The following is a 17,460-nucleotide window of genomic DNA, read 5'->3' as shown; positions in this document are numbered from 1 at the left end:
AACTAGAGATATCTCAAAATTACAAATATTTATATTTTGACCAATTTGAGAGTACTACCTACTATCACGGGGTATAGAATAAACGGTGCAATAACTCAATAACAAAACATCACTGAAAAAAAACACACTTTAGTCATGCAATGAGGAGCTTACAAATGTCATTCTTTGAACAAGGAAAGATTTTAAATACACAGGAAATCGAAGCAATTAAACAATTCGCTGTAACGCAAGATCTTAACAAAACTTTAAGAGGTCATATCGGATATTTACTTCATAAAGTAGAACACAACAAACCTATCTCAATTCAAGAAATGAATCGAATACATGCACTTAAACTATTAGCAAAGAGAAATTTAAATAAAAAAATGAGTAACAAAAAAAGATCTGCCACCAGTCAAATTTCTTAAATTAATTGCACTTTTTAAACAAAAAAAGAATCCTCGAACGAATGAGGATTCTTGAAAAAAATTAAACATTAATAACCATTTAAATAGTAATGAGCAGGTTATAATATTGACCTGAGAAGCTTCTTACTTAGATTAATGTTGATTAGGAAGGTCTTTATCTTTGGCAAGGTATGTCCCTGTATCCATCTGCACAGCCATACTAGTAAAGCTTACACCTGTTGTTAAAACAACTCCTATAATAATCCCCGTTAATAATCTCTTCATTCCGAATCCCCCCTTACTTTTTGTTTTTTTGCTCATATTTATATTCAACAAAAGCATGTTCCACGATTTTTGCATATTCATTTTTCTCTTCTAATAGGAAAGTATATATGGATTTATTAAAGTAATCCCCGGCACCTTCTTTTCCATACCTTTTGAGGCACCTTGCTTTTTGATAGTAAAGCTCACCTAATAAGTATAGTGTTTCGTATTTTTTACACACCTCTATACCTAACTCGCTAAACTTCAATGATTTTTTAACTTTCCCAATACTAAGCGAAGATTTGGAAGCCCCATATAATAACCTTATTTCTATCGTATAATCTTTCACTAACGGAATTCTCCGGAATTTTTCTAACGCTCTTTCGTATACTTTTAAAGAAAATTGATAGTTTCCCTCTTCGTTTAAAATGACTGCAATGCTATTAAGTATTTCTGCTTCTCTTTCTTTATTTATAACGATTGACCTCATATTCAATGATCTGATTAATAAATGTAACGCTTTCACTTTATCTATATTCAAATAATACTCGCATATTCCCAAATTCCATAATAAATATTGATAAAACTCTGGACTCTCTTTTACTAATGGAGTTTTCAATTGATTTGTAACTAGTTCATTCAAACTCTGATAGTCTTTTTCTCTTTTGAACCTTTTTGCTATATTTTTAACTTCATCAATGTAGTCCACTCGGTCCGATTCAATTTGTCTGAAGAAATAATCGGCATCTACTCCCAATTTTTTTGAGATCAAGTGAAGAGTAATACTAGAAGGAAATTCATCTCCATTTTCTAGTTTACTGATTTGAGCCTGCGTACATATCCCTTCTGCTAACTCCTTTTGTGTCATTCCCGCGTCAAGTCTAGCCTGTTTAAGCACACTATTGAATTTATCTAAATTCATTGGTCCCCCACCTTTTTATATCAATAAATTTTCTACAATATAATATTCCTATTATTATATTGTTTGAGAAATATAAATTAATCCGGAGTAAATAGTGTTATAAACTGCCTCAATAGCCGCAGAAAGCAAATACATATTAAATTTTTATATGATAGATTTAAGTCAATATCTGCTAATGTCATAATATTATGAATTATCTTACCACTTACATCCTCTTATTTCCATCTATTTTTACACTAATTATATTTCTATTATTCTTTCCCATTAAGAGGATCAATGATCGTCGCTTAGCATTAGTGGATAAAAAATTTTGAAAGGGGAAGATGTCGTGAAGAAGTTATTAGTTCTGTTGAGTTTGCTGGTTTTACTTTTCGTTCCGTTTCAAACTGTTTTCGCTGATGAGGCTAAAGCAGGAGAGGAAAAGGAGTATTTAGTACAGTTTGATGGTCCTGCAAAAAAAGGGCTGCTTAAATCTTTTGGGGTGAAGGATAGTGACGTACTACACGAATTTAGTCTACTCCCTGTATTCCAACTTGAATTAACAGAGGGACAAGCAAAAGGCTTGAAGGATCACCCACAAATAAAATTTGTCGAGGAGAATGCTGAGGCCGAAGCTTTTGCTCAACAAACCCCGTGGGGAATCCCTCACGTTGAAGGAATCGAAGCTCAAAATAACGGCTACACTGGTTCTGGCGTAGATGTGGCAATCCTCGACACAGGGATTGACAGCTCGCATGAAGACTTGAATGTTGCTGGAGGCTACTCTGTATTCGGAGATTCTCCATACAATGACGGCAACGGGCATGGTACACATGTAGCTGGAACTGTCGGAGCATTAGATAATAACCTAGGAGTTATTGGGGTCGCTCCAGAAGCTGATCTCTACGCTGTCAAAGTTCTAGACAGTAATGGTAGTGGTTCCTACTCTGGGATTGCTCAAGGTATTGAGTGGTCCATTCAAAATGGAATGGATATCATTAACATGAGCCTTGGTGGATCCTCAAGCTCATCTATTTTAAAACAGTATTCTGATCTTGCCTATGACGAAGGTATACTAGTGGTAGCTGCTGCCGGAAATAGCGGTAACTCATGGGGCTGGGGTGATACTGTTGGCTACCCAGCAAAATATGACTCTGTAATCGCTGTAGCAGCAGTAGATCAAAACAACAACCGTGCTTCATTCTCCAGCCATGGTTCAGCCGTTGAGCTTTCTGCACCTGGTGTAAGTGTTCTTAGCACCGTGCCAGGAAACAGCTACGATTCATTTAATGGTACTTCAATGGCTTCACCGCATGTAGCAGGAGTCGCTGCACAAGTATGGGAAGCAAAACCAAGTCTTTCAAATGTTCAACTACGCTCACTCTTACAACAAACTGCGGAATATTTGGGTAACTCTAACTACTACGGTTATGGTTTAGTTCAGTCGTTCCAAGCAATAAGTCAATAAATATTAGGTAACAGGGTAGGACCTCCCCCTACCCTGTTTTTTTTAGATCTTCCTTCCAAAAGATTAGATAAGAAAGATTGAAGTCTTTCAGTTACAAACCCTCCCAAACTTTTATACCAAAAAATTGGTTTAAATATACTATTCCAATGATTATATTATTTAAGAAATATAGAGTATTTTGGAGAAATGATGTGATAATTTCCTCAAATAACTATAGAAAGCAAATTCATACTAAATTTATATATGTTAGATTTATGACAATATTCGCTAATGTTCTAATACTTAGAATTATATTAATATTAATACCCTCTATTTTACACTTTATATTTCTATTATTCTTTGTATCTAGCTGCTCTATATTCGATTCAATAATTTCTTTCAAAACAACAAATGGATCATTGCTAGACATTAGTGGATAAAAATTTTGAAAGGGGAAGATGTCGTGAAGAAGTTATTAGTATTGTTGAGTGTGCTGGCGTTACTTTTGGTACCTTTCCAAACTGCATTTGCTGATGAGGCGGAAACAGGTGAGGAAAAAGAGTACTTAGTTCAGTTTGATGGCCCTGCAAAAAAAGGGTTGCTTAAAGCTTTTGGTGTAGAGGATAATGACATACTGCACGAATTTAGTCTACTCCCTGTTTACCACCTAGAACTAACGAATGGACAAGCAAAGGGATTGAAAAATCATCCCCAAATAAAGTTTGTCGAAGAGAATGCTGAGGCTGAAGCCTTTGCTCAAGAAACTCCATGGGGAATTCCACATGTTGAAGGAACAGAAGCTCAAAATAATGGCTACACTGGTTCAGGAGTCGATGTAGCAGTACTAGATAGTGGCATTGACAGCTCTCATGAGGATTTAAATGTTGCTGGTGGGCATTCTGTTTTCGGAGATTCTCCATATAATGATGAGAACGGCCACGGGACCCATGTTGCGGGTACTGTTGGAGCATTAGATAACAACCTTGGAGTCGTTGGAGTCGCTCCACAAGCTAATCTTTATGCAGTCAAAGTTCTAGACGGAGAAGGAAGCGGTTCTTACTCTGGTATCGCTGAAGGTATTGAGTGGTCTATCCAAAATGGAATGGATGTTATTAACATGAGCCTTGGTGGATCTACAAGTTCATCTATTTTAGAAGAATATTCTAACCTTGCCTATGATGAAGGTCTATTAGTGGTAGCTGCTGCCGGTAATAGCGGTAACTCTTGGGGCTGGGGTGATACGGTTGGTTATCCAGCAAAATACGACTCTGTAATTGCTGTAGCAGCAGTAGATCAAAACAACAACCGTGCGTCATTCTCTAGTCATGGACCGGATGTTGAACTATCTGCACCCGGAGTAAGTGTTCTTAGCACTGTTCCAGGAAACAGCTACGATTCATTAAATGGTACCTCAATGGCTTCACCGCATGTAGCAGGTGTTGCAGCACAGGTATGGGAGGCTAAACCAGGTCTTTCAAACGTTGAACTGCGTTCACTTCTACAACAAACTGCCGAATATTTGGGTAACTCTGATTACTACGGTTATGGTTTAGTTCAATCCTATCAAGCGATAAGCCAATAAAATAATTGACAGGGTAGGACCTCCCCCCTACCTTGTTAAAGTATTCAACTTATTATTATAAAAGGTCAGACAACTAATTTTGTTGTCTGACCTTTTTTATTATAATTGCTTTAAATAATTTTCAAGTTCTTCATAATGTGAAGCTAAACCTTGAACCATACCCATATCCATAACTTTTGGTAGTTCTTCCTCAGAAGAGAACTGTGTACGTGAAATAAGTTTGGTCTTATCTTGCTTTTCTTCAAAAGTTAATGTGATAAACATTTCCGGAGCTCCCGGTGTGGGATTACCTTCTTCATCAGCAAATGTATCAGTGAAAGTCAATTTCTCAGGAGATATAATTTCGTGAAATACTGATTTTCCACAAGATTTTTGTCCGTAAAAATCAACTTGCTCCTTATCTACACAATGCATACAATAATGCCATACACCTTTCGGCTCCAACTCAAAACGATGAATGGTTGTTTCCCAACCTTTTGGGCCCCACCAATTTGCCAAATGATCTGGGTCGGTGAACGCCTTGAACACAAGATCCCTTGGTGCATTGAACATCCGTTCAACCACTAAGTCTTTCCCTTCCACCCAATGCTTCATCTGTGAACTTACTTTGTTTTCATTCATCTACATTCCTCCAATAAAGTTTTTGAAGCTAAAATACTTAGTACTCCAATTGAACAGTTGGTTTCACAAAGATGAAGTTCTTCTTATTCCTCATTCGCTTCTTCGGTCTGTAACTCATGTAGATAATCATCCAACCGGTCTAGACGATCCTCCCAAATTGATCGAAAGGAATCGATCCAAGCATCTAACTCTTTGAATGGCTCAGGTTTTAGTTTGTAAATTCTTCTGTTAGCTCTTGGTATCACCTCAACGATACCAACATCATGTAATACTTTTAAATGTTTAGAAACCTGAGGTTGACGTAGTTGGAGTTTATCAGCAATTTCTCCTACTGCAAGCGGTTCTTCCTTAAGTATTTGAACAATTCTTACTCGATTTGGTTCTGCAAGAGCACTTAATATTTTTTCCATATTTTAAATATAACTCATAAGGAATATTCCGTCAAGGGAATATAAAACAATTATCAAAGTAATGCTTGCCCAGTCATATAAAAATTAGTAAACCTACATTTTTTAATGACTTTTTCATACAATTCATTTAGAGGTGATAATTTTGGCAAGAGTAGCTTATACCGAAAAAGATCTCGATCTAATAGCAAGGATGATGAGAGCAGAAGCCGAGGGTGAAGGACGACTAGGGATGCTTATGGTCGGCAATGTTATTATAAATCGAACAAAAGCTGATTGTTTAGATTTTGAAGATGTAAGGTCCATACGAGATGTGATTTTCCAAGTCCAAGGAGGAAATTATTCTTTTGAAGCAGTCCAAAAAGGAAATTTATTTTATAGACCTGCAAGAGAAGCAGACCGAAGATTGGCACGCGATGTTGTAAAATATTGGAGACAACAACCTGCGATGTTTGCCCTTTGGTATTTTAATCCATATGCTGAATGTCCTCCTACATGGTATGGTCAACCATTTACAGGACGATATAAACAACATTGTTACTATGAAGCAATAGCTAATACATGCGAAAGCGCTTATAGATTTTAATAAATTTCCTCACAAAGGTAGTGAACCCCAGAAATTAGATTTTTACTCTAACTTTTGGGGCGCAGTACCAAAGTGGGGATTTTTTTGTTAACCTTTTCAATCAACACACCTCTTTGGTTAGCACTAAAAGTACTATGGATCTGATTGATTGCGAGTTTTATTCCCAATTTATACATTTTGTTGCAACAAATAAAAGAACCCTTGATATTCAAGGGTTCCTAAGGAGTGGAGCATATCGGGCTCGAACCGATGACCTCTTCGCTGCCAGCGAAGCGCTCTCCCAGCTGAGCTAATGCCCCGTATTATTTTTATTGTCATGATAGGACATATAACCATATTTCAGTGAGGTTGACCCTCTCGCATGAAATTATCACACGATTTATTGTAATGTTTCTATTATAAATGTCAACCACAAACATGAATATACACCTTTAAAAAAAGGAGGAATCTAATAATAGACTAGCGAATTAGTAAATAAAAAGGAGGAGCAGATATGAGTAAACAAAAGATCAATGACATTGAGGGAAGATATGAATATGAGATTCAAGGAATCAAAAACAGGCTTCAACACTTAGAAGATGGGCGTATTTATGAGATAACAGGATGGAAACAAGATGGAAACCTTGCTACGAACGTCCAAAAACTAAGAAAACAGCTTAATGACTTATTAACCAAAATTGAATACCAATCACCTTCAGACTTTGATAAAATGGATGAACTCTTTGAATGAGAAATAGGAGACCTCTTAAATGGAGTCTCTTTATATTTTATATAAACTTCTGAATATTACTATTTAAAAACCCTTCATTATGAGAAAAGATAAATCTATCAGAATGTTTAACTATTTGTTCGTTTATTTTTCTCACATCTTTACCGCCAACTTTCTTAAACCTCTCTTCTGAAGAATCAATATTAAGTGCTAAATGAGGAGTTAAAGGAAATACCCCGCCATCAATAGAGAAAGCTGGGTCCTCAATGTCACTCTCTAAGACTACTGGATTGTCTGATGTAATAAAAGATCTTTTTTCTGATGCAATAAGATAGCTCCAATTCATTTCAGCAAGCTTTCCCGCAAACTCCATCATCTTTTCTGGAAGGAATTGAACAAAACAATCCTTGCTAATATCCATATTTACTTCTTCCAACCTTCCGTCTGCTCTTTCAATAAATTCTTCATATGTAATTTCTTCATCTCCATCATAAAAATTACGAGTAAATTGCTCTATTGATGTCTTATCAAACCATTTCCCAGCTTTACCTTTTCTGAAGGCTATTTCAATCTCGCTTATTACCTTTTCTTTCATACTAACTGTCCTTAACTTTTGAGAAGAAACATAATAAGCAAATTGTTTTTTCATCAAACCTGTCAACATTTCTCTATTCTGGAGTTGCTCTATGTATGGTTGATAAAGTGGTTCAATTTGATTTGCCAGGAAATGTTCCATATCATAAAGCTTTTCATCTTCTTCCTCGTCTGTGACAGTGTAAAAGTCCTTCACTATTGGAACTTTTTTGATACTTTGCTCTCTGAAATGTTTAGTATCTTTTTGATACAACCATATTTTCTCGTTTCCAGAGGTGAATTGCTTTAAATGTGTTTGTGGAACAATATGTTGTTTGATGGGTAAGTTCATTTGAATTACTCCTCTTAACAGTGAAATTCTTTCATATCAAAAAAGCTCAAACTCAAGTCATTAAAATCATTCAACCTCCATTATAAAGGATTGTTATAGGAAGTACGAGTGTAGTTCATTTCATCCAATATAACTCCATGTTTGATTAAATAATTTAGCGTCCATCTTTACCTGTACCCAAGTATTAGTTTTAAAAACTCACGATCTTAATGATTCACTATGTATTTTCAATGACGGTATAACCTTAAGTAGTAAGAGGAGTAAGCAAAACCAATGTGTTAAGACTCCCCCTGAATTTCCTCCATGAAATTCTCAAATATTTCGTTGGGCATAAACAGCTTGCTTCTCTTTCATACCTTTACACTTCAGTTAATTTGCTATGTCTCATTTATTGAACTCCTTCCTAAATTTGATAATAAAAAAAGAGCCAATTACTTCGGTCAAGAAATTCGCAATAAAAGTAGTTAGCTCTTTGATACAGTTTTAAATTCTGTAATTATATAACAGAATTATTCTTATTACTCAATCGCCCAAAATGTAAAACCATTCGATCCAATAGTTACTAGCCTAGAGAAAATTTAGTGTTATAGCCTGCTTTATAAAACGCCCCTATATAAGGCCATTACACATTCTGTACAATGGTCTTGCTGCTATGAAATAAAAAACCACAGTAAAAGATATGCAATTATTGGAGCAATAATTAATGTAGCCCGCTTCATAGTTTCTTTGAAAGCATGTTTACACAGAACAATCTTCTGACTCGAATCTAATTTTATGTTTTGAAACCCAGTAGACTTAATGAAGTTAAGGTAGTCGACCTCCTCTTGGTTCTCTACAGATGATAAAGCGCTTATATATTTAGCGTTAACTTCCTCATATGAGTTAACTATATCACTCATTTTTCTTATGCCAGCTATCAAATCATCTTCAATCCTGTCCAATTCATTAAGTAGCTCTTGTAGCCTGATGTAATTGAATTTAACGCTAAATTGTCGTTCTGTAAGATTTTTTGATATAACGAATAAAGAAAATAAGGACAAGGCAATTGATGAGCTTAGCAGAAATAGTGACGTTTTAGGTGATGCTTGGAGGTTTAGGATAGATGAAAATACTAGAACTATAGAGTAATATACATTAATAAATTGATAGAAATTATTTTTCTTAATCAATCTATCTTCAGTATTAATACGCGATTTTCTAGTGAGGTATATCCTTGTATTTAATGATTTAATACGCTTCAATAATAAGTCCGCCTGTATATCTTCCATTTTAACTCCCCCCCTAGAATGATACACCCTGTATATCTTTTTCTAATTGGTTTACTTCTTTATAAATGGTGTTATTAAATATATAGTCAACTCGTTCTTTCGATAAGTCAACTGTAGGCTTCCCTAGTACGCCTTCAATAAAATCTACTTTATTTTCGTGCGAATAATTATCGAAATTTGGAAGATATCTAGTGTTAGTGAAGTTTTTCCTTATTTCATTATAGGCTCTAGTGAACCGCTTAATTTGGTTCTTATCAACGAGATTTTGTAGTTTAAATCTATCTTGAAGTAATTTTTTTCTCACGAACCAATCTAAATGGTGAAAGATGTCTTCATTGTCTTCGGAAATTTGTGAATAAAAAATCAACCAACCATATTTCCTCCCACCATATTTGCTTCCAGTTATTCTGAGGTTTAATTGCCACAAGAAGAAATTAATATTAGGGTTCGATTTTTTATACGTATGAGCAATTGTAACAAAGATACTTTCCAGAGATTTTTTCATATTTGTAATAGCTTCTTTTCTTATAGTAGTAGAGGTACCATCAAGGAAATATCCCAAGTAGTAAAAACCATTGCTAACAAAGCCTTCATCTTTTTTTTCAGGATTTATTATTAAATCTAATGTGGTTTTGCTAGTTAGATCACGTACAATCTCATTATAAATCGCATCGCTATCTTTGTTGTTACAAATAATAATAATATCATCAACGAACCTTTTATAAATAAGGTCGCTTCTATTTATGTACTTATCATCCAATGCATTCATATAAATGCTAGAAAGAATATTAGATACTGGAAGACCCTGGGGCACTCCCCTTGTGTTGACTGTTTTATCTTTTTGGGAACCCTCCTTTACAGTAGGAGTCTTAATTGAACGCTTCAGTATCTTGAGGAGCTTTTTGTCTCTTATTCTTTTTCGTAGCTTTTTAAAAAGCTTCTCATGATCGATGTTCCCATAAAAATCAGAGATGTCTATCTTGAAGAAGTAATCTTTATGAGGGTCTTGGATTTCTGACTCTAAATCACTTATTATTGTGTGAACAGTCTCATAGTAAATGTCAGTAAGGAATTTCTTATGTAGAATTTCTTTTAGCAAGCCTAGCGTAATTTTGTCTTTAATAGTAGGAATTGATATTTGCCTAGGGGTGTTCGATTTACCCTTGGAAATCAACTTCTGCTTATAAGGAGTGAATTTGTAGGAGCCATTCATTATCTTCCTGTTAATTGTCTTTGCGTACCAATTTAAGTTCTCGTTAAATAACCTTGAATTTACCTTATCAATTCCAACTGAATTTTTACCTCTTTTATTCTCATGATAGTAATCAATAATATTGTCGATTTTAAAATATTCTTCTAAGAGCTCTCTAGTTAAGACCATTTCCATCATACCCTAAATAAATATTATATAGTGGGTCTTGAAGGTCCGACCAATGCCTACCTCCACACAGTAAGTAGGACAAGCAGAAATCTGCTTAAAGACTAAATCTTGTTCCTTAGATAGTTTCACCTTAATACTAGATGAAATCGCCCAAGTGTGAAAATTCACACTCAATAAGACCCACTATATATTATAAATTTTATCATTGATACTATAATTTAACAAACAATTACACTATTCAACATAAAATTAAAGTTATAGAAGCTCTTTCAATGGGTCATGGTCGCTCAACACTGATTTAATTCATGTTGAAAATGCCTATATAGTGTCTAGTTCCCTCAATTTTCAATTGTCTCGCGAACAATTGTATTACCCTTAAATTCCTTATTCATTAGCAACCTCTTGATAAATACATTTCGCATTGCAAATGGTGAGAATGTTCCTCGAATACCCATTTACTTTATGAAAAGCTGAACACCCTTCTTTGTTAATCGTTCCGCTTTATTGTTTATAAAAACCGCTTCTGGAAACTCCTTAAAGTGATTATCTACCTAACTCTTGTATACTCCCAATTCTTTTCCCAGAGCCTCTGAAAGAGGCACAGAACCGCTTCTACGACTCATACTTTTATGTATAATGATTAGCCAATCATTGAAGTCGATGTCGTTCCAAATAGAATTTTACTGAAAAGCTATAAATAGCCGAGTGAGGGCGGGGGTATCTACCTTCACTCGGCTTTCTATTTGATCACTCTGTAATCGCGTAGTCATCCAACAATGCTTTTTTATCGATCTTCCCCACATGTGTCTTTGGCAGTTCAGCCATTAATACGAATTCTTTCGGTATCTTATATTTACTCAACTTTAATTCACAAAATCGGATCAACTCTTCTTCAGTTACATCTTCACTTTTCACCGATACAAACGCCGCTACCTTTTCTCCCCATTTATCATCCGGGATTCCAACCACTGCAACTTCGTCAACTTTTTCATTTGATTGCAGCCAATGTTCGATCTCAAGTGGATACACGTTCTCGCCACCTGTAATGATCATCTCTTTTTTCCTGCCAGAAATATAAACGTATCCATCTTCATCTTTACGGGCCAAGTCACCTGTTACAAACCACTCACCTTGGAATGAATCAGCTGTCTCCTCATCATTTTTCCAATAGTATTCAAACAGATGCTTACCCTTGAGCCATAATTCCCCGACTTCATTTGTAGCGACTTCCTCACCATCAGAACGTACTATGCGAATTTCGTTGAATAACATTTCTTGACCAACCGAGCCCTGCTTCACTTTCGACATTTCTGGATCAATATAAAAATTATTCGGACCAGCTTCAGTCAAACCGTACCCTTCCTTAAAACTGAGTCCTTTTCGATTGAATTCCTCATAAACCGAAAGTGGGCAAGGTGCTCCACCAGATAAAAATACTTCCATATCATAAAACGTCGCTTCCTGAAATGCATCCGTCTGAACGATCATGTGGTACATCGTAGGGATAAACAACACGATAGTACACCGATACTTAATCAAGTTCTTCACTGCTTTTTCAGGTTCGAAATCGGACTCCAGCACTACCGTTCCACCAGCTAATAATATTGGTGTCGTTAACGCATTCAATCCGCCTGTATGGAACATCGGAATCGAGGTTAGTGTACACTCATCCCTCTTCAAATCCCAACTAACAATAGTATTCATCGCATTCCAGAATATCGATTGATGACTCAATACCGCTCCTTTGGGCTTGCCTGTTGTACCGCCTGTGTAGACCATCGCTAGAGGATCTTTATCATCAATTTCTGGTTTTTGAAAAATATTTTCAGTGTATGTAGGCAATTGGTCGATATATGAGTTGCCTGCTATCTCCAATGCTTGGCCAAAAACGCCCAACCACTCATGAGTGCGATGAAAGGATTCGTGCACCCCAACCAGTGTCGGTTCAGCATCACCCAGTACATAACTAAGCTCTTCTTCAGAGAGTCTCCAATTGAGCGGAACAAATATTGCTCCACATTTCATCGCAGCGAATAAAAAGTCCAGGTAACTGATATGATTCGGGGCAAGCAGTGCAACACGATCACCTTTTTTGATTCCTTGATTGACAAAGTGAGTTGCCAATACTTCTGCACGACGATCCACTTCAGAGTACGTCCACCGATCGTCGGTCGTAGCATCGATGATTGCTATGTCATTTGGATAAAGAATAGCACGGCTACTTATCCAATCAAATTCCTTGTGCACATGAACCAACCCCTCTTACGTTAATATGTAACTTTATCTTATCGAGGTTGGTTACAGGTAAGTTACAAAATAAATACGACCTATTTGCTCAAAATAATAACCCTACAGCCTCGCTGCAGGGTTTGCTTAAATAAGTATTTACATCATAATGCCACCATCGACGTGGAGTACATGGCCATTCACATAATCCGATTCTTCTGAAGCTAAGTACAAGTAAGCATTTGCAATATCAGTCGGTTTCCCGAGTCGACCCATCGGCACTTGTTTCACCAAGGACTCAATCACATGATCAGGAACACTTTCGACCATAGATGTCTCTGTAAAACCTGGTGCCACAGCGTTCACATTAATGTTTTTCCTGCCAAGTTCTTTTGCCCAAGTTTTCGTAAGTCCGATCAGGCCAGCCTTAGCAGCTGCATAGTTTGATTGCCCAACATTTCCGTATGCACCTGAAACAGACGATGTATTAATGACCTTACCTTTACCACTTTCAATTAAATGGGGAAGAACAGCTTGTGTACAATGGAAGACACCCTTCAAGTTAACATCTATCACTTGTTCGAACTGTTCTACAGTCATTTTTGAAAGCATCGCATCTCGAGTGATACCTGCGTTGTTGACTAAAATATCAATCTTTCCAAATGCATCTATCGCCTCTTTTACCATGGCATCTACGCTCGCACGATCTGCTACATTTACTTGCACGAACAATACGTCATGACCTTCACTTTTAAGTACTTCTTCACGATTTTTCCCGGTTTCGGCATCAAAGTCCGCCAACACTACCCTTGCCCCTTCTTCAGCAAAGAGAGTGGCAGCTTCAAGTCCGATTCCATTTGCGCTTCCTGTTATGATTGCTACTTTGTTGCCTAAACGTCCCATTTCAAACCCACTTTCTTTTATTTCTTTAAAAATTCTTCAATCTCGCGAACTAGTTGGCCCATATCATCTACTAAAGGTGAATGTCCGCTATCCTTCAACTCTACGAAAGTAGCCAAATCACCCAGGTCCTCAACAATTTCTTTTGCCATATCCTCTGTAATAACGAAGTCCCTCTCACCTCTTAATACAAGTGTAGGAACGTCAATTTTATCTACTTCACCAGTTCCCTTTATCAAACCATTAAACTCATTTGAAATATTGAAAGTATTCAACGCATGATAGATTTCAGCTAGATTGCGTTGGGTCAACAAGTCATCGACATACTCTTCATACTTATCAGGACTTGGCTGATTATGAGTATAAATCAATTGATTCCAGATAGCTTTTAGAAGGTCTCGATCTTTTCGATCATAAGCACCTTGAATTGCCAATGTCTTACCTGGGTCCTGCTTTACTTCTTCAAAAGTCTCTAATCGACGTGTCGGGTCAGGCAGTCCATCTTCTCCTGTTGCATAAAAAGGATATCCTCTAGTTGAAGCTGAAGCTAATAAAACAAGCTTTTCAGTTGGATGATCATAGTTGGCACAATATTGAAGCCCCACTGCTCCACCAGTTGACCAGCCCACGATTGCATATAAATCTAAATCTAGTGCTTCCACAAATAACCGAACATGATTACTCAAATCTTGAATTGAATTAATTTCAGATAAATATGTTGATTCTCCGAAGCCAGGCAAATCGATTGCCACCAAATGATAAGAAGAATCGAATGCCTCCATGAAAATGTCCCAGTGTTTCGAGGAAATCATGTTTCCATGAATCAACAGAACAGTTTGATCCCCACCTGAACGTTCTCGGTAAGCAATTGTTTCTCCATTTGGTACTTTGACCTTTTTCAATTCAATCGTTGACATTATAATCATCCTCTCTAATTTTTTAACCCCAACGAATAACGGATGCACCCCAGGCATAGCCAATCCCTGCACTGACAAAGACAACGACATCTCCATCTTTGACTTTACCTTCTTCTAAGGCGAGTTCAAGTGAAATGATTTGATCCATCTGTCCGATGTGTCCGTAATCTTCTAAGTAAATGGATTGATCCTCGTCCATATCTAATTCTTTTAAAATATAATGATGAGCTGATCGTTTCATGTGAAGCATCGCTAAGTAATCAACGTCCTTCACTTCAAGACCACTTCTTTTAACTGCGTCCCGGACAACTTTCACGAAGTTATCCATCGATTTCTGCTCGAGCCGCTTCTTCATGCCTTCAGGGTCAAGTACATCCAGTTGATATAAATTCTGCTCTAATACTTCATTCGACATCGGTTGCTTTGTTCCTCCTCCGACAACCGCTACATCTTCTGAAAAAGAACCATCTGTAATCAATGTACTCTCCTGCACCAAGTTCTTATCAAAGTCTCTCTGAAGAATCATCGCTGCACCACCTGCACCCAAGTTGTACATAAAACGTGTTCGCGGGTTTTGATAATCGATGAAGTCGACATTACGGTAACCTCCAGCCAATAACACCGTACGGATACGTTCATCAGCAATCATCATATCCTTCGCAACCTTCATTGCCATAATCGTCGTCCCACATCGAAGGGCAACGTCAAAAGCCCAGGCATTATAACAACCTAACGCTTCTTGTGTCTTGATTCCCGCCGTCCATAGTGGATATTCTTTGTGTTCTTCTCCTATATAGATCACCAGGTCGACTTCACCTGGATCGATACCACACTTTTCAAAAGCCTTCTTAGCAGCTCGTATTCCCATTTCAGCAGTATGATCATCAGGACCGGGAACTGGCTTCGATTTAATCCCTAGTTTATTTTCAACGACCTCAAGCGGGATCCCTGAGCGTTCAGATAGCTCTTTTGAAGACATCATTTTCTCGGGGATATAGACACCTGTTGCTACGATTCCTACATTATCTCTCATGACATACTCCTTTAACTCGCAAGCTTATCTGTTTTAGGCGCTTTTTCATTGCGTTTCTTATATTTTCGCTTAACCCAATGCTTTTGAATCGTTCCAACAATTCCATACGGGAAAAAGATAACCGCTAAAATATAGACGATACCGAACAAGATAATCCATCGTTCGAAGATCCAGTGAACGTCAGACAATCCAGATAAATAATGGTGAGCAAATTCAATAATCCCCGCACCTATGATTGGTCCAACTAATGTACCGACTCCACCAATAATCGTCATCAGCAAAGCATCTAACGTCACGTCAATCGCAAAGACACTCGTATCCACGAACCTAATGCTAATTGCGTATAAAACACCTGCGAAGCTAGCTACGACACCAGAGACGACACTGATGATCACTTTATAAGGCATGATTTTGAACCCTAAGGATTCAACACGCTGATCATTTTCCCGAATCGCTACAAGAACTTTCCCCATAGGAGATTGAGTCAACCTTCTCAACCCGAAGAAAAACAGTACAAGAAATAAAAGACAGATCATATACATTGTGATATTTCGATACTCACCGAGAATTCCAGGAAAATCAGGAATTCGGAATGTAAACCCATCGCTACCCCTTGTCACAGAACGCCATTTTTCAGCGACCACCATGAACAAGCTTGCTAAAGCTAATGTCAGCATGGCATAGTAGTGACTTTTCAACCTCAACGTCAAGATACCAGCTAAGAAAGCGATGAATCCTCCTATCAATACTGCGGCTATAATTCCTACTAATAGTCCAAAAAATGACGCTTCCATTAAATCCAGAAAAACCGCGACACTATATGCACCTATTCCGAAAAACATTGCATGACCGAAGGAAACAATCCCAGTATAGCCGAGCAACAAATCATAACTCATGGCAAAAATACCAAAAACAAAAATTTGAATCATCAAAAACAAGAACCAACGATCATCTTTCATAAATGGTATAAAAATCAGTAGGAAAGCCACAGCCAAATAAATCCAAGTTGACTTTTCAGCATGCTTCATCATTTGTTTGCCACCCCACTAACATTGAACAGGCCTTGAGGACGGAACATCAAGACTAAGAACATCAAGATCATCGTCACTGCCATCGATAGGGCAGGAAAATAATAAGCAGTGAATGTATTTGATAGTCCTACAAGTAGCGCTGCCATTAAAGACCCCGGAAAACTGCCCATTCCTCCGATAATCACCACAATGAAAGCGAAAATACCAAACTCCAGTCCCATTTCTGCGTACACAACACCAGAACTTGGAGCAAAGAGTGCCCCTCCTAAAGCTGCCATCGCTGACCCTACCATAAATACACCGACGAAAACTAGTTTGATATTGATACCAAGAGCTTGTATCATTTCCTTATTCATCACACCTGCGCGTACAATCAATCCTACTTTCGTAAACTTCAAGATTGCCCACATAACTAGGAAGACAAGCAATCCTACAGCAATGATGAAAGCTCTATATTTAATGATGGTAACGTCACCGATAAACCAGCTACCACTCAAATATTCAGGTGTAGTTGCAGCCTTGATGTCTGGACCGAATACGACCTTCAACATCTCAGTCAATACAAGCATGAATCCCAAAGTAATTAAGATTTGCTGAATGTGATTACCGTATACTGGCCTCACAATTAAGTATTCTGTGATTAACCCGAGAACTAGTCCGGTTAAAACCGCCCCAAGAATACTAATGATGAAACTATCAGATATCGCATAAAACCAGACAGCACTGTACGCACCCCATGCAAACAGTCCACCGTGAGCGAAGTTCAAGACATCCATGAGTCCGAAAATAAGTGTCAAACCAGCTGCAATCAGGAAAATAAGCATTCCGGTAGAAATACCATTGATTGCTAGATTCAAAAATAAGTCCATCCTTACT

The 17,460-nt window shown here is 37.3% G+C and carries 18 protein-coding genes and 1 tRNA gene; 5 read left to right on the top strand and 14 right to left on the bottom strand.

Annotated elements, in window-relative coordinates:
- Positions 1–155 precede the first annotated feature (155 nt).
- Positions 156–407, top strand: coding sequence for a hypothetical protein (locus CEY16_RS13970; RefSeq protein ID WP_101332658.1), 252 nt, complete (start codon positions 156–158; stop codon positions 405–407).
- A 132-nt stretch (positions 408–539) separates the two neighbouring features.
- Here the strand turns inward: CEY16_RS13970 and CEY16_RS15535 are convergent, their stop codons facing one another.
- Both CEY16_RS15535 and CEY16_RS13965 read right to left on the bottom strand, forming a co-directional pair.
- Positions 540–671, bottom strand: a complete 132-nt coding sequence (locus CEY16_RS15535; protein WP_274379945.1) for a hypothetical protein — start codon at positions 669–671, stop codon at positions 540–542.
- 13 nt (positions 672–684) lie between these two features.
- Positions 685–1,572, bottom strand: coding sequence for a helix-turn-helix domain-containing protein (locus tag CEY16_RS13965; RefSeq protein WP_101332657.1), 888 nt, complete (start codon positions 1,570–1,572; stop codon positions 685–687).
- Positions 1,573–1,900: 328 nt separating this feature from the next.
- Here CEY16_RS13965 and CEY16_RS13960 point away from each other — a divergent pair, with 328 nt between their 5' ends.
- Together CEY16_RS13960 and CEY16_RS13955 are read left to right on the top strand one after the other, a co-directional pair.
- On the top strand, positions 1,901–3,019 hold the full coding sequence (locus CEY16_RS13960) for a S8 family peptidase (RefSeq protein ID WP_101332656.1): 1,119 nt from the start codon (positions 1,901–1,903) through the stop codon (positions 3,017–3,019).
- A 442-nt stretch (positions 3,020–3,461) separates the two neighbouring features.
- On the top strand, positions 3,462–4,580 hold the full coding sequence (locus CEY16_RS13955) for a S8 family peptidase (RefSeq protein ID WP_101332746.1): 1,119 nt from the start codon (positions 3,462–3,464) through the stop codon (positions 4,578–4,580).
- Positions 4,581–4,679: 99 nt separating this feature from the next.
- Here the strand turns inward: CEY16_RS13955 and CEY16_RS13950 are convergent, their stop codons facing one another.
- The gene (locus CEY16_RS13950) at positions 4,680–5,201 is read right to left on the bottom strand and encodes an SRPBCC domain-containing protein (protein ID WP_101332655.1); all 522 of its coding nucleotides are present in this window, start codon (positions 5,199–5,201) and stop codon (positions 4,680–4,682) included.
- An 83-nt stretch (positions 5,202–5,284) separates the two neighbouring features.
- Positions 5,285–5,611, bottom strand: a complete 327-nt coding sequence (locus CEY16_RS13945; RefSeq protein ID WP_101332654.1) for an ArsR/SmtB family transcription factor — start codon at positions 5,609–5,611, stop codon at positions 5,285–5,287.
- Between the two features lie 142 nt (positions 5,612–5,753).
- Here CEY16_RS13945 and CEY16_RS13940 point away from each other — a divergent pair, with 142 nt between their 5' ends.
- A complete protein-coding gene (locus CEY16_RS13940) occupies positions 5,754–6,194 on the top strand; it encodes a cell wall hydrolase (RefSeq protein ID WP_101332653.1) in 441 nt (146 codons plus the stop codon).
- A gap of 226 nt (positions 6,195–6,420) precedes the next feature.
- Here the strand turns inward: CEY16_RS13940 and CEY16_RS13935 are convergent.
- Positions 6,421–6,493 (bottom strand) — tRNA-Ala (locus tag CEY16_RS13935).
- Positions 6,494–6,687: 194 nt separating this feature from the next.
- Between CEY16_RS13935 and CEY16_RS13930 the strand changes: the two genes are divergently transcribed.
- Entirely contained in the window at positions 6,688–6,924 is a 237-nt protein-coding gene (locus CEY16_RS13930; protein ID WP_101332652.1) for a hypothetical protein, read from the top strand.
- A 37-nt stretch (positions 6,925–6,961) separates the two neighbouring features.
- Here CEY16_RS13930 and CEY16_RS13925 read toward each other — a convergent pair whose 3' ends face one another.
- The 9 genes from CEY16_RS13925 to CEY16_RS13885 form a co-directional block, all read right to left on the bottom strand.
- The gene (locus CEY16_RS13925) at positions 6,962–7,828 is read right to left on the bottom strand and encodes a DUF4238 domain-containing protein (RefSeq protein ID WP_101332651.1); all 867 of its coding nucleotides are present in this window, start codon (positions 7,826–7,828) and stop codon (positions 6,962–6,964) included.
- Between the two features lie 650 nt (positions 7,829–8,478).
- Complete coding sequence (locus CEY16_RS13920; RefSeq protein ID WP_101332650.1) at positions 8,479–9,096, bottom strand: SLATT domain-containing protein; 618 nt, start codon at positions 9,094–9,096, stop codon at positions 8,479–8,481.
- A 13-nt stretch (positions 9,097–9,109) separates the two neighbouring features.
- Positions 9,110–10,477 carry a reverse transcriptase/maturase family protein gene (locus CEY16_RS13915; RefSeq protein WP_162297949.1) on the bottom strand — a complete coding sequence of 456 codons (1,368 nt, stop codon included), beginning with the start codon at positions 10,475–10,477 and terminating at the stop codon, positions 9,110–9,112.
- Positions 10,478–11,224: 747 nt separating this feature from the next.
- Positions 11,225–12,724 (bottom strand): class I adenylate-forming enzyme family protein, encoded by a 1,500-nt coding sequence (locus tag CEY16_RS13910; RefSeq protein ID WP_101332648.1) that lies wholly within the window; start codon positions 12,722–12,724, stop codon positions 11,225–11,227.
- Positions 12,725–12,862: 138 nt separating this feature from the next.
- Positions 12,863–13,606 carry a 3-oxoacyl-ACP reductase FabG gene (fabG, locus tag CEY16_RS13905; protein ID WP_101332647.1) on the bottom strand — a complete coding sequence of 248 codons (744 nt, stop codon included), beginning with the start codon at positions 13,604–13,606 and terminating at the stop codon, positions 12,863–12,865.
- A gap of 17 nt (positions 13,607–13,623) precedes the next feature.
- The gene (gene phaZ / locus CEY16_RS13900; protein ID WP_101332646.1) at positions 13,624–14,520 is read right to left on the bottom strand and encodes an intracellular short-chain-length polyhydroxyalkanoate depolymerase; all 897 of its coding nucleotides are present in this window, start codon (positions 14,518–14,520) and stop codon (positions 13,624–13,626) included.
- 22 nt (positions 14,521–14,542) lie between these two features.
- The gene (locus CEY16_RS13895; protein ID WP_101332645.1) at positions 14,543–15,553 is read right to left on the bottom strand and encodes a 3-oxoacyl-ACP synthase; all 1,011 of its coding nucleotides are present in this window, start codon (positions 15,551–15,553) and stop codon (positions 14,543–14,545) included.
- A gap of 11 nt (positions 15,554–15,564) precedes the next feature.
- Positions 15,565–16,584 carry a branched-chain amino acid ABC transporter permease gene (locus tag CEY16_RS13890; RefSeq protein ID WP_420795538.1) on the bottom strand — a complete coding sequence of 340 codons (1,020 nt, stop codon included), beginning with the start codon at positions 16,582–16,584 and terminating at the stop codon, positions 15,565–15,567.
- Positions 16,581–17,453 (bottom strand): branched-chain amino acid ABC transporter permease, encoded by an 873-nt coding sequence (locus tag CEY16_RS13885; RefSeq protein WP_101332644.1) that lies wholly within the window; start codon positions 17,451–17,453, stop codon positions 16,581–16,583. The genes CEY16_RS13890 and CEY16_RS13885 overlap by 4 nt, the downstream gene beginning before the upstream one ends.
- Between the last annotated feature and the right edge of the window lie 7 nt (positions 17,454–17,460).

This window comes from Halalkalibacillus sediminis, assembly GCF_002844535.1.
Taxonomy (GTDB): Bacteria; Bacillota; Bacilli; order Bacillales; family Alkalibacillaceae; genus Halalkalibacillus_A; species Halalkalibacillus_A sediminis.
The sequence above is the reverse complement of the archived record's forward strand: the minus strand, read 5'-3'. Positions and strand labels throughout refer to the sequence as shown.

What these genes read in the sequence shown, in the direction of transcription:
- CEY16_RS13885 (WP_101332644.1), bottom strand. Translation starts at nt 17,453, where the DNA reads ATGGACTTATTTTTGAATCTAGCAATCAATGGTATTTCTACCGGAATG.
- phaZ (WP_101332646.1), bottom strand. Translation starts at nt 14,520, where the DNA reads ATGTCAACGATTGAATTGAAAAAGGTCAAAGTACCAAATGGAGAAACA.
- CEY16_RS13895 (WP_101332645.1), bottom strand. Translation starts at nt 15,553, where the DNA reads ATGAGAGATAATGTAGGAATCGTAGCAACAGGTGTCTATATCCCCGAG.
- CEY16_RS13970 (WP_101332658.1), top strand. Translation starts at nt 156, where the DNA reads ATGTCATTCTTTGAACAAGGAAAGATTTTAAATACACAGGAAATCGAA.
- CEY16_RS13930 (WP_101332652.1), top strand. Translation starts at nt 6,688, where the DNA reads ATGAGTAAACAAAAGATCAATGACATTGAGGGAAGATATGAATATGAG.
- fabG (WP_101332647.1), bottom strand. Translation starts at nt 13,606, where the DNA reads ATGGGACGTTTAGGCAACAAAGTAGCAATCATAACAGGAAGCGCAAAT.
- CEY16_RS15535 (WP_274379945.1), bottom strand. Translation starts at nt 671, where the DNA reads ATGAAGAGATTATTAACGGGGATTATTATAGGAGTTGTTTTAACAACA.
- CEY16_RS13915 (WP_162297949.1), bottom strand. Translation starts at nt 10,477, where the DNA reads ATGGTCTTAACTAGAGAGCTCTTAGAAGAATATTTTAAAATCGACAAT.
- CEY16_RS13920 (WP_101332650.1), bottom strand. Translation starts at nt 9,096, where the DNA reads ATGGAAGATATACAGGCGGACTTATTATTGAAGCGTATTAAATCATTA.
- CEY16_RS13890 (WP_420795538.1), bottom strand. Translation starts at nt 16,584, where the DNA reads ATGATGAAGCATGCTGAAAAGTCAACTTGGATTTATTTGGCTGTGGCT.
- CEY16_RS13950 (WP_101332655.1), bottom strand. Translation starts at nt 5,201, where the DNA reads ATGAATGAAAACAAAGTAAGTTCACAGATGAAGCATTGGGTGGAAGGG.
- CEY16_RS13925 (WP_101332651.1), bottom strand. Translation starts at nt 7,828, where the DNA reads ATGAACTTACCCATCAAACAACATATTGTTCCACAAACACATTTAAAG.
- CEY16_RS13945 (WP_101332654.1), bottom strand. Translation starts at nt 5,611, where the DNA reads ATGGAAAAAATATTAAGTGCTCTTGCAGAACCAAATCGAGTAAGAATT.
- CEY16_RS13965 (WP_101332657.1), bottom strand. Translation starts at nt 1,572, where the DNA reads ATGAATTTAGATAAATTCAATAGTGTGCTTAAACAGGCTAGACTTGAC.